The organism is Streptomyces sp. NPDC035033, from assembly GCF_040636735.1.
Taxonomy (GTDB): Bacteria; Actinomycetota; Actinomycetes; order Streptomycetales; family Streptomycetaceae; genus Streptomyces.
Map to the genome: position 1 here is coordinate 37,037 of NZ_JBEZUZ010000036.1, position 13,954 is coordinate 50,990.

Annotated in this window: 16 protein-coding genes and 1 riboswitch; of the genes, 6 read left to right on the forward strand and 10 right to left on the reverse strand. The window is 74.6% G+C overall.

The genetic code is table 11. The features are described from left to right. Positions 1-431: 431 nt before the first annotated feature. The gene (locus AB0E83_RS16930) at positions 432-983 is read left to right on the forward strand and encodes a flavoprotein (RefSeq protein ID WP_362111519.1); all 552 of its coding nucleotides are present in this window, start codon (positions 432-434) and stop codon (positions 981-983) included. Positions 984-1,407: 424 nt separating this feature from the next. Here the strand turns inward: AB0E83_RS16930 and AB0E83_RS16935 are convergent, their stop codons facing one another. After that, a complete protein-coding gene (locus AB0E83_RS16935; RefSeq protein ID WP_362111522.1) occupies positions 1,408-1,809 on the reverse strand; it encodes an STAS domain-containing protein in 402 nt (133 codons plus the stop codon). A gap of 114 nt (positions 1,810-1,923) precedes the next feature. Here AB0E83_RS16935 and AB0E83_RS16940 point away from each other — a divergent pair, with 114 nt between their 5' ends. Beyond that, positions 1,924-2,256: a helix-turn-helix domain-containing protein gene (locus tag AB0E83_RS16940; RefSeq protein ID WP_362111524.1), complete on the forward strand. Its 333-nt coding sequence runs from the start codon at positions 1,924-1,926 to the stop codon at positions 2,254-2,256. A gap of 176 nt (positions 2,257-2,432) precedes the next feature. Here AB0E83_RS16940 and AB0E83_RS16945 read toward each other — a convergent pair whose 3' ends face one another. Beyond that, positions 2,433-3,023: a hypothetical protein gene (locus AB0E83_RS16945; RefSeq protein WP_362111527.1), complete on the reverse strand. Its 591-nt coding sequence runs from the start codon at positions 3,021-3,023 to the stop codon at positions 2,433-2,435. 345 nt (positions 3,024-3,368) lie between these two features. Then, a riboswitch (cyclic di-AMP (ydaO/yuaA leader) is annotated at positions 3,369-3,554 on the forward strand. A 4-nt stretch (positions 3,555-3,558) separates the two neighbouring features. Here AB0E83_RS16945 and AB0E83_RS16950 point away from each other — a divergent pair. After that, the gene (locus tag AB0E83_RS16950) at positions 3,559-4,464 is read left to right on the forward strand and encodes a LysM peptidoglycan-binding domain-containing protein (RefSeq protein ID WP_362111530.1); all 906 of its coding nucleotides are present in this window, start codon (positions 3,559-3,561) and stop codon (positions 4,462-4,464) included. On the opposite strand, the gene AB0E83_RS16955 is transcribed toward AB0E83_RS16950, so the two are convergent. After that, a complete protein-coding gene (locus AB0E83_RS16955; RefSeq protein ID WP_362111533.1) occupies positions 4,458-5,759 on the reverse strand; it encodes a phosphoribosyltransferase family protein in 1,302 nt (433 codons plus the stop codon). The genes AB0E83_RS16950 and AB0E83_RS16955 overlap by 7 nt on opposite strands. A gap of 146 nt (positions 5,760-5,905) precedes the next feature. Next, positions 5,906-6,670, reverse strand: a complete 765-nt coding sequence (locus AB0E83_RS16960; RefSeq protein ID WP_362111536.1) for an alpha/beta hydrolase — start codon at positions 6,668-6,670, stop codon at positions 5,906-5,908. A 142-nt stretch (positions 6,671-6,812) separates the two neighbouring features. Here AB0E83_RS16960 and AB0E83_RS16965 point away from each other — a divergent pair, with 142 nt between their 5' ends. After that, positions 6,813-9,392, forward strand: a complete 2,580-nt coding sequence (locus AB0E83_RS16965; protein WP_362111539.1) for a SpoIIE family protein phosphatase — start codon at positions 6,813-6,815, stop codon at positions 9,390-9,392. Between the two features lie 128 nt (positions 9,393-9,520). After that, positions 9,521-9,772 carry a type B 50S ribosomal protein L31 gene (locus tag AB0E83_RS16970; protein WP_362111542.1) on the forward strand — a complete coding sequence of 84 codons (252 nt, stop codon included), beginning with the start codon at positions 9,521-9,523 and terminating at the stop codon, positions 9,770-9,772. A gap of 87 nt (positions 9,773-9,859) precedes the next feature. Here AB0E83_RS16970 and AB0E83_RS16975 read toward each other — a convergent pair whose 3' ends face one another. The 5 genes from AB0E83_RS16975 to AB0E83_RS16995 form a co-directional block, all read right to left on the reverse strand. After that, positions 9,860-10,357 carry a peptidylprolyl isomerase gene (locus AB0E83_RS16975; RefSeq protein ID WP_362111545.1) on the reverse strand — a complete coding sequence of 166 codons (498 nt, stop codon included), beginning with the start codon at positions 10,355-10,357 and terminating at the stop codon, positions 9,860-9,862. Between the two features lie 121 nt (positions 10,358-10,478). Then, positions 10,479-10,697, reverse strand: a complete 219-nt coding sequence (locus tag AB0E83_RS16980) for a hypothetical protein (protein ID WP_362111548.1) — start codon at positions 10,695-10,697, stop codon at positions 10,479-10,481. Positions 10,698-10,727: 30 nt separating this feature from the next. Continuing rightward, positions 10,728-11,237 carry an NUDIX hydrolase gene (locus AB0E83_RS16985; protein WP_362111551.1) on the reverse strand — a complete coding sequence of 170 codons (510 nt, stop codon included), beginning with the start codon at positions 11,235-11,237 and terminating at the stop codon, positions 10,728-10,730. Positions 11,238-11,427: 190 nt separating this feature from the next. Then, positions 11,428-12,297 carry a YhjD/YihY/BrkB family envelope integrity protein gene (locus AB0E83_RS16990; protein WP_362111554.1) on the reverse strand — a complete coding sequence of 290 codons (870 nt, stop codon included), beginning with the start codon at positions 12,295-12,297 and terminating at the stop codon, positions 11,428-11,430. Between the two features lie 71 nt (positions 12,298-12,368). Next, positions 12,369-12,839 (reverse strand): helix-turn-helix domain-containing protein, encoded by a 471-nt coding sequence (locus tag AB0E83_RS16995; RefSeq protein ID WP_362111557.1) that lies wholly within the window; start codon positions 12,837-12,839, stop codon positions 12,369-12,371. A gap of 115 nt (positions 12,840-12,954) precedes the next feature. Between AB0E83_RS16995 and AB0E83_RS17000 the strand changes: the two genes are divergently transcribed. Further along, positions 12,955-13,473, forward strand: a complete 519-nt coding sequence (locus AB0E83_RS17000; RefSeq protein ID WP_362111560.1) for a PaaI family thioesterase — start codon at positions 12,955-12,957, stop codon at positions 13,471-13,473. A gap of 22 nt (positions 13,474-13,495) precedes the next feature. On the opposite strand, the gene AB0E83_RS17005 is transcribed toward AB0E83_RS17000, so the two are convergent. After that, on the reverse strand, positions 13,496-13,861 hold the full coding sequence (locus tag AB0E83_RS17005; RefSeq protein ID WP_362111563.1) for a luciferase family protein: 366 nt from the start codon (positions 13,859-13,861) through the stop codon (positions 13,496-13,498). Between the last annotated feature and the right edge of the window lie 93 nt (positions 13,862-13,954).

Below are 13,954 nucleotides of genomic sequence, written 5' to 3' on the forward strand. Positions count from 1 at the left end.
TCGCGATGTGTGAACCTGCTTGCGATGTGCATCATTCAAGCAGATTCACGCATGCGTCTGCCAGGGTTCACCGGGCACGGCACCGCGGGACCGAAGCGCCGCCCACGGGAGAAGCCGACCGGCACGCCCCGGCACGCAGACGACCTGACACGGCTTCAGGACAGGTGTGGGTCGCACCTCACACCCGTCCACCGACCGATCAGCCGGCCGTACGAGTACGGGATTCGCCCAGCGGGTCCGCGTCGCGTCCGTCTCGCCGGCCCGCGCTGCTCCTCGGCGCGTTTTCCGGTGTGGTCGCCGTCCGGGGCAGGCGTACCGGCACTCCGTTCCTGACCCGCCGTCCGGAACGCTCCTCGCGCCCAGTGCCGCACGAGAGGGCTTCGCCCCGACTCCCTTGGATCGGGGGCGATTCCATGTGATCGGATGGATCCATGAGTACGCGGACCTTGTACCTGTTCTGCAGCGCGGCACCCCCGGTCTTCGACGTCGCCCGGGTCATCGAGGAGGCACAGGCCGATGGGTGGGACGTCTGCCTGGGTCTCACCCCGACGGCGGCCCGCTGGCTCCACGAGTCCCTGGACGGCCTCGCCGCCCTGACAGGCCGGCCCGTGCGGTGGGACCACCGCTTTCCCGGTCAGCCGGACGTGTGGCCGAAGCCGGACGCCGTCCTCGTCGCACCCGCGACCTTCAACACGGTGAACTCCTGGGCGCTCGGGCTGACGGGCAACTGGCTGGTCGGCGTCGTCGCCGAGGGCATCGGCAAGGGCCTCCCCATGGCGATGGTGCCGTGCGTCAACCAGGCGTACGTCGCGCACCCGCAGTTCGAGCGGTCGATCGAGACCCTGCGCGGTGCCGGCGTGCGCGTGGTGTACGGCGAGGGCGGGTTCGTACCGAACCCGCCAGGAGAGGGCGACCCGACCGCGTACCCGTGGCGCGCCGCCCTGGAGGCGGTCGCGGAAGTCCACCGAGACTCGCGGGGATAGCGGGCGCGACCGCCGCGAGGAGCGCCTCCCGGGCCGCCGCAGAACGGCGGAGGCGCTCTTCCGGTCCGCTCGGTCGAGAACAGGACGGGCCACCGGCGCACGCCAGAACCGACAAGCGCCGTCGAAGCCGCTCCTCGCCAGGTGTGGCCGCGATGCGCCGGTCACGAGGGCGATTCGTCCTCCGGCGATCGCCGGTACGCGAAGGCGGCCGCGTCGGTGAGGAGCCGGCATCGGAAAGCAGAGCGGGACGCCGGCACACAGCAGCGGTCGCCGCCGCATCCGCATCCGCATCCGCATCCGCATCCGGCCATGGGACCTCCTCGCAGGAAGTCGGCCCGGCCCACGACCAGCAGCAGCGCTCAGGCCGTGCCACGCCTCTCGGAAAGGGCCTCGTCGCCGGACCCACCGGAGCCCGGCCGCGGTGCTACGTGGCGACGGCGTCGGCGATCGTGTCCCGGATCTGCAGGACCTGGTCGGCGCCGGTGATCGCGCACAGTCGCCTGATCTGGGCCGACGGCGCTGCCACGCGCAGCTTTCCCGACTGGTGGGTGAGGATCATGAGGTTCAAGAAGGACGAGTCCGCGAAGGCCACCCCCGAGACGTCCAGGATCACCTTCGGATGCGTTGCGGTCGCGGCCTTCAGCGCGTCGGCCAGAGGCCCGATGGAGTGGATGTCGTACTCCCCCCGGGCCTCGACGACCTGCGCCTCGCGGTACTCGTACTGGAGCACCACGCCCTGCGGCGACGCGCCCTCGGCCCCCTGCCCCGTCCATGGCTCACCGTCGCATGCGGACAGGCGTCCGGCGGCGACATCGTCCCAGGGCATACGGGAACTCCCTCCGACTGATCCCTCCGTCGGAGGGGTGTAGGACGTCTGATGCAGGAAAGTTATGTCATGCATTTCCCTTCTGGCAAGCCCGGTCGCGTAAAATCCAGGACCATGCTTGGAGTCCCTGAATCCCACACCGGATGGACGTTCATCACGAACCACGCCCGTGTACTGGCTGCGATCGCGGACAACCCGAACGCCCGCATCCGTGACATCGCCGCACGGTGCCGGCTCACCGAGCGCGCCGTGTCGCGGATCATCGTCGACCTCGAACGGGACGGCTACCTCTCCCACACGCGAGAGGGGCGGACGAACACCTACCGCATAGAGCCGGGCAAGGCGCTGCGCCACCCCGCGGAAGCGGGGCTCCCCTTGGCCTCGCTCCTCTCCCTGCTCGTGCAGAACGAGGCGGAGCGCGCCGGCCAGCAGCCGGTCTCCCACTAGAGGGCGGCTTCGAAAGGGCCGGGCTCGATGACGGCGGGGTGGACGAGGAGCCCGGCGCCGACCGGCACGGCGGGCAGCGGGCCCGGGCCCCGGCGCCCTCGATGCGAGCCCCGCCCGCGAGGCGCTTGAGGGGTGAACCCTTCGGCGGTGCCGGGCCGCCGGGCGTCGGGCGTCGCTCAGCGGCCGGCCAGGGCCGCCCGTCGGATCGTGGCGTCGAGGAGCGCGAGCGCGTCCTCGGCGGTGCGGCCGGGGGCGCGGTTCCAGGGGCCGATGAGGCCGTGCCACCCCCGGGACCGCAGCTCGGTCATGATCCAGGCGCCGGCCTCGTTCATGGTCGCGGCGCTGCCGTGGCCGAGCCGGTGGGCGGCGAGCAGGGCGCCGCAGACGCAGCGCGCGCCCCGCACGTCCCGCAGCTTGTACGGGGTGTTCTGCCAGCCCCATTCCGTCAGCACCCGGCGCGCGTGGGCCAGGTGGACGGAGGGCCGCACGTCGGGGCGGCCGATCCGGCGCCAGACGTGCAGCCGGTCGGGGAGGACGGCCCCGATCCGGCCGGGCAGCGGGCGCTCGGCCGGCGGGGCCGGCGGCAGGGCGTCGAGCGCGTCGGCGACGAGCCGGTCCACGGGGACGGAGAGCAGGCGCCGCCAGGGCTCCGGGTCGGGCGTCGGGCGGGCGGGGAGGAGCATCCGCTCCCAGGCGGCGCTCTCGCAGAGCCGGGCCGCCTCGCGGTCGAGGGCGTCCGGGTCGAGCAACGGGATGGAGGACGACATTCCCGCATCATTAAGGATGAATGTCTGTTTTGCGACATATGCTCCGCGCGTGTCGTTCACCACTCCCCCGGTCGTCGCCGACACGCCCGAGCAGGGGCATTACGCCACACTGCCCCCGAAGGGAATGAGACGGCCTATTCGGACATTTCTTTTTCCGTGACGCGACTCACTTTTCCCGCCTCCCCGGCGGGCCCCGTTCCGTCACGAGCCGGACGGCGCAAGGGATTCGGGAGGGGCCGCCGGAACGGTCGATCTTGAATTCCGGGCGAGCGATCTTTGCCGTTCCTTTTCCCGCGCTTTCACGTCTTGTTCCCCGCCGCATTTCTCGCCTACGGTCACCCCCATTCGAGCGGATCGCCGAATCCTGCCACCGCTCGGAAGACCTCCCATTGCACCCGACGGCAGGAGCGGGGGACCCACCACACCGCCGGTCCGGCTCTCCGGAACGGCTCGGGGTGAAGCCGCGTGCGCGCGGCCGGACACCTCCCGTCCGAACCCGACAGCTCACCTCGCAGGCGCCGGAGAGGAAACCGTCATGGCCGCTCACGGCAAGCACCGCCGCCCCCGACGCCGTCCCGTCTCCCGTGGTCTCGCCTTCGCGGGCACCGGCGGGGTCGCCCTGGCCCTCCCCCTGGTCGCGCCCGCCACGGCCGGCGCCGCGCCCGTCGCGCAGTCCGCCGCCGCGCCCTCGGCCGCCGCCCCCGCCGCCGTGACCGCCGCGCAGAACGCCGCCCCGGCCACCGCGCCGAAGGCCCCCGCCGCCCGCGCGTACACCGTGGTGAAGGGCGACTCGCTTTCCCTCATCGCCCACCGGAAGGGAATTCAGGGCGGCTGGAAGGCGCTTTACCAGGCGAACAGGACGGCCGTCGGTGACAATCCGTCACTCATTCACCCGGGCCTCGAACTGACGATTCGTCGGGATTCCGCGAAGGCCGCCCCCGCGCCGGAGAAGACGACCCGGAAGCCGGCCCAGAAGTCGGCCGGGAAGGCCGCGCCGAAGACCGTGACGAAGACCTCGGCGAAGCCCGCCTCCACCGGTTCCGCCGAACGGGCGAGCCGGTCCGCGAGCCGCGCCGCCGCCCCCGCCGTCCAGGCCGCTCCCGCCGCCGCCACCCGGTACGCCGACAACCTCGACGGCTGGATCCGCGAGTCGCTGGACGTCATGGCCCGCTACGGCATCCCCGGCTCGTACGACGGCATCCTCCGCAACGTCATGCGCGAGTCCTCCGGCAACCCCCGCGCCATCAACCTCTGGGACTCCAACGCCGCGAAGGGCATCCCCTCCAAGGGCCTCCTCCAGGTCATCGACCCGACGTTCGCCGCCTACCACGTGCCGGGCACCTCGCTCGACCCGTACGACCCCGTCGCGAACATCACCGCCGCCTGCAACTACGCGGCCGACCGGTACGGCTCCATCGACAACGTCAACGGCGCCTACTGACCCGCCCCGGCCGCCGCCCCGAAGTGGCGGCCGAACCAGGCGGTGGCCAGCTCCGCCACCTCCTCCAGGGCCCCCGGCTCCTCGAAGAGGTGGCCGGCGCCGGGCACGACCTCCAGCCGGCTCTCGCAGCGCAGCATCTCCCCGGCCCGCCGGTTGAGGTCGAGGACGAGGTCGTCGCTCCCGCCGACGATCAGCAGGGTCGGGGCCCTGACCCCGGCGAGCCGCTCCTCCGCCAGGTCGGGACGGCCGCCCCGCGACACCACGGCGGCCACGTCGTCGCCCGGTTCGGCCGCCGCCCACAGCGCCGCGGCCGCCCCGGTGCTCGCGCCGAAGTAGCCCCGCGGCAGCCCTCCGGTCACGGCCTCGCCGGCCGCCCAGGCGGCGGCGCGGCCCAGCCGTTCGGCGAGGAGCGGGGTGTCGAAGACGCGGGAGCGGTCGGCCGCCTCGGCCTCGGTGAGCAGGTCGAAGAGGAGCGTCCCGAGCCCCGCCCGGTTCAGGGCGGCGGCCACCTCCCGGTTCCGGGGGCTGTGCCGGCCGCTGCCGCTGCCGTGGGCGAAGAGGACGAGCCCGGCCGCCCCGTCGGGCACCGCCAGGTCGCCCGGCAGCACCGGTCCCCCGGCCGGGATCCGTACGGCGGTGTTCTGGACGGCCGGACCGTGCTCCGCGCGGCTCCGCGCGAGCAGGGCCACCACCTCGGCGTCCGGCGTCTGGTCGAACCGCCGGTAGAACTGGCCGACCGCGGCGAACCCCACCGGGGTGTGGACGGCGACCGTCTCGTCGGCCTCGCCCCCGAGCCGGGCCGTCCAGTCGTGCGGGGCGACCGGGACGGCGAGGACGATCCGGCCGGCCCCGCCGGCCCGTACCGCCCGGCACGCGGCCAGCGCGGTCGCGCCGGTGGCGATCCCGTCGTCGACGACGACCACCGTCCGCCCCTCCAGCGCCACCGGCCGGCGGCTGCCCCGGTAGGCGCGGGACCGCTCGGCCAGGACCGCCCGCTCGCGCTCCTCCACCTCCGCCAGGTCCCGCGCGGTCACGCCCGCGTCCCGCACGATCTGCTCGTTGACGACCCGGACCCCGCCCTCGCCGATCGCTCCCATGGCCACCTCGGGCCGGTACGGCACCCCCAGCTTCCGGACGAGACAGACGTCCAGGGGCGCGTCCAGGGCCTCGGCGACCTCGGCCGCCACCGGGACCCCGCCGCGGGGCAGGCCGAGGACGACGGTGTCACGGCCCTCGAGGTGGGCGAGGCGGGCGGCGAGCTGCCGCCCGGCGTCGGTGCGGTCGGCGAAGTACATGGCGCGCCGCCTTCCCGGTGGGCGATTCCCGCGCGGCAGGGCCGGCCGGCCCTGCCCGTACCTCCAGGGTCCCACCCGCCGGCCGTCCCGCCCCGCGGAGGACCCCGCGGCCGGCCGGTGCCGTGCGACCGGCCGGCTCCGCGGGGTCAGGCGGCGAGGAAGGCCTCGATGGCCCGTGCGAGGTCCTTCGGGGTCTCCTCCGGCGCGTAGTGCCCGGCGTCCGCGAGGACCTCCAGACGGGCGTTCGGGTACCAGCGCAGCCAGGTCGCCTCCATCGCCTCGGCGCCCAGCGCCGGGTCGTGCGCGCCGACGACCAGCAGCACGGGCGCCGGGTTGTCGCGGACCCGCTCGTGGAAGTCGGTGCCGGACCAGGAGTCCAGGTAGGCGCGGAAGGCGGCGGCCGAGGAGCGGGTCACCGAACGGTCGACGACGGCGTCGAGCCACGGGGCGTCGCGCCGGCCGCCGGTGGTGCGGTCGATGATGGCCCGGCGCAGCGCGGGGTCGTCGGCGGCGCCGGCGAACAGCCGCCGGCTCTCCTCGTCGAGGGGGAAGCCCGCGGCGGAGACGGGCGAGATCCCGACGATCGAACGGACCCGGTCGGGCGCGTCGAGCAGCATCAGCTGGGCCGCCTTGCCGCCCATGGAGTGGCCGATGACCGAGAAGGAGTCCCAGCCGAGGTCGTCGGCGACGGCCAGGGCGTCGGCGGCGACCTCCTCCATGGTGTAGGCGCCGTCGGCGTCCCGGGCCTCGCCGTAGCCGCGGCAGTCGAGGAAGGCGTAGCTGCCCGCCGACGCGTCGAGGTGCGCGCGGAGCGGATCGAAGCTGCTGCGGTCGCCGAACCAGTTGTGGAGGACGAGGGCCCTCCCCGGCCCGTCGCCGTGGACGTCGTACGGAAGTACCCGGCCGGTCATCGGTGCCCCCTGCGCGCGAGGTGGTGGTGAGGGTGGTGGGGTGTCCCAGGCCGCCGGTGGCGGCGGTGGACGACGACCGAGTGTGACGGTCCGGAAGCGCGCGGTCAACCAGGGCGGCGGCCTTCCGGGGCCGGCGCCCGGGATGCGGCGGGTTTCGCGGCGGGCGCATGCTGGCTGTGTGACCCCGCTCGGCCCGCCTCCCGGCCCGTCCTCCGGTCCCTCCTCCGGCCGGGCGTTCCCCGGCGCGTCGCCGCAGGCCCTGACGCAGGTGCTGGCGGAGGCGGCGACGGACGCCGTCGAGTCGGTCGGCGGATACGCGGGCGGGGTGTACCTGCGCTCCGGTACGGAGGGGCTGCTGCGGCTCTCGGTGCTCGCGGGGCTGCCGGGGGAGCTGTTCCGGCCGTGGTCACGGATGCACACCAACCGGCCGTTCCCGGTCGCCGAGGTGCACCGGTCCGGGCAGCCGGTGTACCTGTCGGACGTCGAGGAGTCGATGCGGCGGTTCCCGCAGCTGGTGGCGAGCCTGCCGTTCCCGTTCGCGTCGCTGTACGCGCCCGTGGTCGCCGGCCGGGAGCGGTTCGGGGTCCTCGTGGTGCTGCGGCCCCCGGCGCCGGGGCTGCCGGTCGGCGCGCGGGACCGGGAGCGGATGACCGGGGCGGGGCTGCGGCTCGGGGAGGTCCTCGCGGGGCTCGCGGCCGGCGGGACGGCCGTGGCGTGGCCGGGCGAGCCGCTCTGTGTCCAGCTGCCGTCGGGCGCGGTGCCGCCGGTCCGGTTCGGCTCCTTCGACTGGGACCTGGCGGCGGGGACCGTGACCATGGACGACGGGCTGCGGGCGATCCTCGGCGTGCCGGACGCCTCCCCGCTGCCGGTCGAGGCGCTGACCTCGCGGCTGGACCCGGAGGACGGTTACGCCCTGTGGGCGGCGGCCCGCCGGACGGGCGCGGCCGACGGCGGGGGGTCGGTGCGGCGGCTGCGGCTGAAGGGACCGGACGGCGGGCTGCACCTGCTGGAGGTGTCGACGCGCTCGCGGTTCGTGGGGGCGGACGGTCACCGGCATCTGGCGGGCGCCCTGGTGGACCTGGGGACGGGGCTGGTCGGTTCGGACGCCACGGACCGGCTGCCGCGGGCCATCCTGGCCATCGACCGGCTCGGCCGCGTCACCTACGTGAACGAGCGCACCGAGCGGCTGCTCGGCCGGCCGCGCCGGGCCCTGGCGGGGCGGCCGCTGTGGGAGGCGCTGCCGTGGTTCGCCCACCCGTTCCACGAGGAGCAGCTGCGGGCCGCGCTGCTGTCGACCGAGCCGGTGCGGTTCCTGGCGCGTCCGGAGGAGGGCCACTGGCTGTCGGTGTCGCTGCACCCGGGGCGGGACGGGGTGACCATGGTCCTCGTGCCGGAGGACGTCCCGGTGGCGGAGGACGGCGCGCGGGCCGCGCCCGTACCCCCCTCCGTACCGCCTCCGGAGCCGTCCGCGCGGGCGGGGGACGGGCTCGGGCCGGCGGACGCGCGGGCGGCGGGGCTCTACCGGCCGGTGGCGCTGGCGATCGCGCTGACGGAGGCGGTGACGGCGCGGCAGGTGTCGGCGGTGGTCACCGAGGAGCTGCTGCCGGCCTTCGGCGGCCGGCAGCTGGCGATCTACCTGCTGAGCGACCGGCGGCTGTACCTGGCCTGGGAGACGGGGTTCCCGCCGGGTTTCCTGGACCCGTTCGACGGCGTGGCGCTCGACGCCCGGGTGCCGGGGGTGGACGCGCTGACGTCCGGCCGGGCGCTGTTCTTCGAGTCGATGGAGAGCCTGCGGCGGACCTATCCGGAGCTGCCGCTGGACGCGGAGACGGGGGCGCGGGCCTTCCTGCCGCTGATCGCCTCGGGCCGGCCGGTGGGCTCGTGCATCCTCGGCTTCGACCGGCCGCGGGACTTCGGCCCGGAGGAGCGGGCGGTGCTCACGGCGCTGGCGGGGCTGATCGCACAGGCGCTGGAGCGGGCGCAGCGGTACGACTCCGAGGCCGCGGTGGCGCGGGGGCTCCAGGACGCGCTGCTGCCGCACCGGCTGCCGGTGCGGCAGGGCGTGGAGACGGTGGCGCGCTACCTGCCCGGGACGCAGGGCATGGACGTGGGCGGCGACTGGTACGACGTGGTGGAGACGGCGCGGGGGGAGCTGGCGCTGGTGATCGGGGACGTGCAGGGGCACGGGGTCGCGGCGGCGGCGACGATGGGGCAGCTGCGGAGCGCGGTGCGGGCGTTCGCGCTGAGCGGGCTGCCGCCGCAGGAGGTCGTGCGGGGCACCAACCGGCTCCTCATCGACCTGGATCCGGGGCAGTTCGCGAGCTGCTGTTACCTGGTCCTGGACGCGCGGTCGGGGGAGGTGCGGGCGGTGCGGGCCGGGCATCCGCAGCCGCTGCTGCGGCATCCGGACGGGACGGCGGAGCCGCTGGACGTCGCGGGCGGGGTGGTGCTCGGGGTGGACGGGCGCGCCACGTATCCGGTGACGCGGCTGCGGCTGGCCGAGGGCGCGGTCCTCGCGCTGTTCACGGACGGGCTGGTGGAGCGGCCGGGCGCGGACATCGACGAGGGGGTGGAGCGGCTGCGGCGGACGCTGGCGGCGACGGGTTCGCTGACGCTGACGGAGGCGGCGGACCGGTTGATGCACGAGGCGGTGCGCGCGTCGGACCGGCCCGACGACATCGCGCTGCTGTTGGCGGCCCGCTGGCCGCGGCACGGTGGATAGGGCTCACCCGGTCGGGTCAGCGGCGCTGGTCGGCGGGGGCGGGCCCGGGGAGGGTGGGGAGGGTCCGTGCCGTTCGGCCGGACGCGGCGGGGCGGTCGCGCGGCGGCCGCCCGAGGCGAGGAGGCCTTGTGCAGCAGGACAAGCAGCCCGAGTACCGGCCCGTGGTCTTCCGTGACCGCTCGGCGGGGTACGCGTTCCTGACCCGGTCGACCGCGACGAGCGAGCAGACGATCGAGTGGGACGACGGCGAGACCTATCCGGTGATCGACGTCGAGATCTCCTCGGAGAGCCACCCGTTCTACACGGGCAAGGCGCGGACCGTGGACACGGAGGGGCGCGTCGCCAAGTTCGAGCGGCGGTACGGCGGCGAGGGGAGCTGAGGTTCCCGGAGGCCGGGGCGGTGGGAGGGGTGTCCGGTGGACGCCGCTCCGCCCGCCCCGTTCCGTGGGGTGCCGGGCGGGGCCGGGTCAGCCCTCGACGGTGCCGGACTTGCTGATCGTGATCTTGGCCTGGGTCTTGCCGGAGGGGGAGCCCAGGGCCTCGATCTTCTTGACCAGGTCCTGACCCTCGACGACCTCGCCGAAGACGACGTGCTTGCCGTCCAGCCAGTCGGTGACGATGGTGGTGATGAAGAACTGCGAGCCGTTGGTGTTCCTGCCCGCGTTCGCCATCGAGAGCAGGAACGGGCGGTCGTGCTTCAGCTCGAAGTTCTCGTCGGCGAACTTCTCGCCGTAGATGCTCTTGCCACCGGTGCCGTTGCCGGCGGTGAAGTCGCCGCCCTGGAGCATGAAGGCGGGGATGACGCGGTGGAACGAGGAGCCCTCGTAGCCGAAGCCGTGCTCGCCGGTGGCGAGCTCGCGGAAGTTCTTCGCCGTCTTCGGGACGACGTCGTCGAACAGCTTGAAGACGATCCGGCCGGACGGCTCGTCGTTGATGGTGATGTCGAAGAAAACGTTGTTGCTCATGGGGACATCCTGTCATCACCCGTGCCCGGCGCGCGCACGGGCCGCCTCCTGGCGGGTCACGGCGCGCCGGTGCCCCGCGCCGGACGGGACGCGGGGCACCGGGAGCGGAGGGGACCGGGGGTCAGCGGAGGCCCTGGGCGGAGCCGTCGGCGACGGTGTTCTCGACGGTCGTGACGGTCTCGTGGAGGACGTCCGCGGCGCCGTCCTGCTGGAGGAGACCGGTGGCCCCGCCCGCGCCGAGGGGGTTCTCCGCGGCGCTGGCCTGCGGCGGCGGCGTGACGAGGGCGGTGACGACGCCTGCGGCGAGGGAGGCGATGGCGAGCATGCTGCGCTTCTTCATGCCCTGGTCAACTGCTGGGGCGGGAAAGGGTTACGGGTGCCCGGCGGCCGCGTCGGACTCCAGGTAGACGGGGACGCCGGTCCTGCGGGCCCGGTCCACCGCGGCGAGGCGGGCGAACTCGGCGGGGTGCATCTCCCGGCGCCACTCGTCGAGGGTGCGCAGCGCGTACGCGGTGTGCTCCGCCGGGTCGAGGACGACGGCGGCGATCTGTTCGTCCGTCAGCTCGCCGCCGTCGAAGATGAAGCCGATGTGGTTGGCGGGCCAGTGGGCGCCGCGGTCGCCGGTGAAGTGGGTGCCGAGGAGCCGGGGTTCCCCGGTGAAGACCAGTCCGGTCTCCTCCCGGCACTCCCGTACCGCCGTCTCCCAGGGGCTCTCCCCCGGGTCCATGTTGCCGCCGGGCCACTGCCAGACGTCCTCGCCCCGGGCGGCGCGGAGCTGGAGGGCCCGGCCGGTGGCGTCGGTGAAGTAGAGGCAGGCGTACGCGGTCGCTCTGGGCAGCGTCGCGACGTACTCGACGGGCGGCAGCCAGGTGTTCGCCATGGGCGGCTCTCTCTCGACGGGCCGGACGGTTCCCTCCCATCCAAGCGGTCCGCTCCGGGCGGTCCGGCCGCTCCGGGGCCGATCACCGGATCGTGTGACCGGTCCCGGGGGCGGGTCGACCGGTCGGCGCGGGCGCGGCGGCGCCGAGGGGGGCGGCGGCGCGGGGACCGGTGAGGCGCGACGGATGGGGCTATCGGGCGGCGGTTCCGGTGCGGGCGAGGCGGCGGCGGACGCGGTTCTCGTGGACGAGGCGGCCGACGAGGGCGCTGCCGTAGACGACGAAGCCGACGCCGACGAGCCAGGACTGGAGGACGAGGACGGTGCCGAACTCGCCGTAGGTGACGACGTTGGAGGCGATCAGGGGGGAGAAGACGAGCTGGGAGAAGATCCGCAGTCCCAGGAGGCCGAGGGCGGTGAGCACGGCGCCGGGCAGGAGGGCGCGCCAGCGGATGCGGCCGCAGAGGAGGAAGCGCTGGGACCACCAGAAGAAGAGGAAGGTGCCGAGGAGGTCGCCGAGGGCGACGAGGCCGGTGACGGCGGCGGGGGCGCCCTCGGGGGCGGGGAAGGCGACGAAGAGGAGGAGGGCGGCGACGAGGACGGCGAGCCAGACGACGTGGCGCCACATGGTGTGCCAGCGGGCGGTGGGGAGGTCCCAGGCGCGTTCGTAGCCGGTCTGGACGGCGGAGCCGAAGGTGACGCCGAAGGCGGCGAGGGCGGCGAGGCCGAAGGCGGTGGTGCGCTGGAGGGCCTGGCCGGGCTGGCCGAAGAGCCGTTCGACCTCTTCCTGGGAGACCTCGGTGACGCCGAGGCCCTGGACGAGCCAGCGGGCGAAGCCCTGGCCGCTGGAGAGGTCGGCGGCGGCCACGACGATGAGGAGGGGGACGAGGGTGAGGAGGCTGAGGGCGGCGAACCCCATGGCGCGGTGCATGAGTTCCATGGCGCGGCCGCGGTTCCAGGCGAGCCCCACGGACGATTCGAGCAGGCGGGCGTGCGACCGCCGGAACCAGGGAGCGCGTTCGGGCGGCGGCTGGTCGCGCGGCGTACCGGAGGTGGGGGGCATGTCTGGTCCGGTACCCGCCGGAGGGCCGGGCCCCGCAGCGATGCGGCCGAACGGGTGGGGCGGGGACCGGCTCAGGGCAGGGGGCGGGCGCCGGGGCCGGGGGTGGCGGTGACCTCGCGGGCGGTGAGGACCTCGGCGTCCTCGCCGGCGCACCGGACGACGACCTCGACGGGCGAGCCGCAGGCGGTGTGGCGGATGTCGAGGGAGGGGCCCTCGGGGTCGCCGACATGGGTGTCGCCCCACTGCTTCAGGGCGAGCAGGACGGGCCAGAGGTCGATGCCCTTGGGGGTGAGGCGGTACTCGTTGCGGGTGCGGGCGCCGGGTTCCCGGTAGGGGACGACGCGGAGCACGCCGGCGGCGACGAGTTTGCGCAGGCGGTCGGCGAGGACGGCCTCGGAGAGGCCGATGTGGCGGCGGAAGTCGTCGTACCGGCGGACGCCGTTGAAGGCGTCGCGCAGGATGAGCAGGCTCCACTTCTCGCCCACCAGGTCCAGGGTGCGGCGGACCGAGCAGTTCTCGGTGTCCGTCTCCAGCCACTTCATCGCCCCACTCTAGCCACCTGGCTGCGTCATTGACAGTCAGCCGGGGCGAGGTCTAGCTTCGCCGTACAGAGTCAGCCGTCGGAGCGGCGGACGGGGACGGCGGAGCGGAGCGGACATGGGACGGTCACGGACGGTCGAGTGGCAGGACGCCGGCGCCACGGCGCGGGCGGCGGCGTCGATGGCGGGCCTCGACTTCCTGCGCGAGATGATCGCGGGCCGGCTGCCCGGCCCGCCGATCGCGGCGCTGCTCGGGTTCTCGCTGGAGGAGGTCGAGGACGGGCGGGCGGTCTTCGCCCTGGAGCCCGGCGAGGAGCACTACAACCCGATCGGCAGCGTGCACGGCGGGGTCTACGCCACGCTGCTGGACTCCGCGGCGGGCTGCGCGGTGCACACCACGCTGCCGCTGGGGACCGCGTACACCTCGCTCGACCTGCAGACCCGTTTCCTGCGGCCGATCACGCTGGACACGGGCAAGGTGCGGGCGGTCGGCACGGTGATCTCGCGGGGCCGGCGCACCGCGCTCGCGGAGGCGGGGCTGTACGACGCGGAGGACCGGCTCCTCGCGCACGCCACCAGCACCTGCATGCTCTTCCCGGTTCCCGGCCGGGAGACGGGCGACGGCGCTCGCGCCTGACGCCCGGCCCGTGCCCGTCCGGTCAGCGCACGACGAGGGCCGGGCGGGCGCGGGTACAGCGGTCCGGGGCCGCGTCGGGGGCCGCGGTGGCCTGGAGCGCCGCGCTGACGAGGGTGGCGAGCAGGTCGATGTCGGAGCCCGCGTCGAGCCGGACCGTCACCCAGCCGGAGCCGGCCCGGAGCCGTACCGCGGTCGAGTTCTGGAGGGCGGGGCGCAGCCGGGCGACCATCGCGCGGGTGAGGTGGACGTCGGCCTCGTGCTCGCCGTGGAAGTGGACGATCTCCTCCGTCGCCGTCCCGAGACCGAGTTCCGCACCGCAGTGCGCACGGCCACGGGTCAGCGAGGGCCAGCTCATCAGACGTTCACTGGCATGCCTGGCCGTGTTCATACGAGGAGCGTGCCGGGCGACGGGGCGCGGCACAAGCGTCCTGGCGAAAGAATCCCGTCGAGGCCGGAAACCGGCCGTCGGGAAGGGCACGGT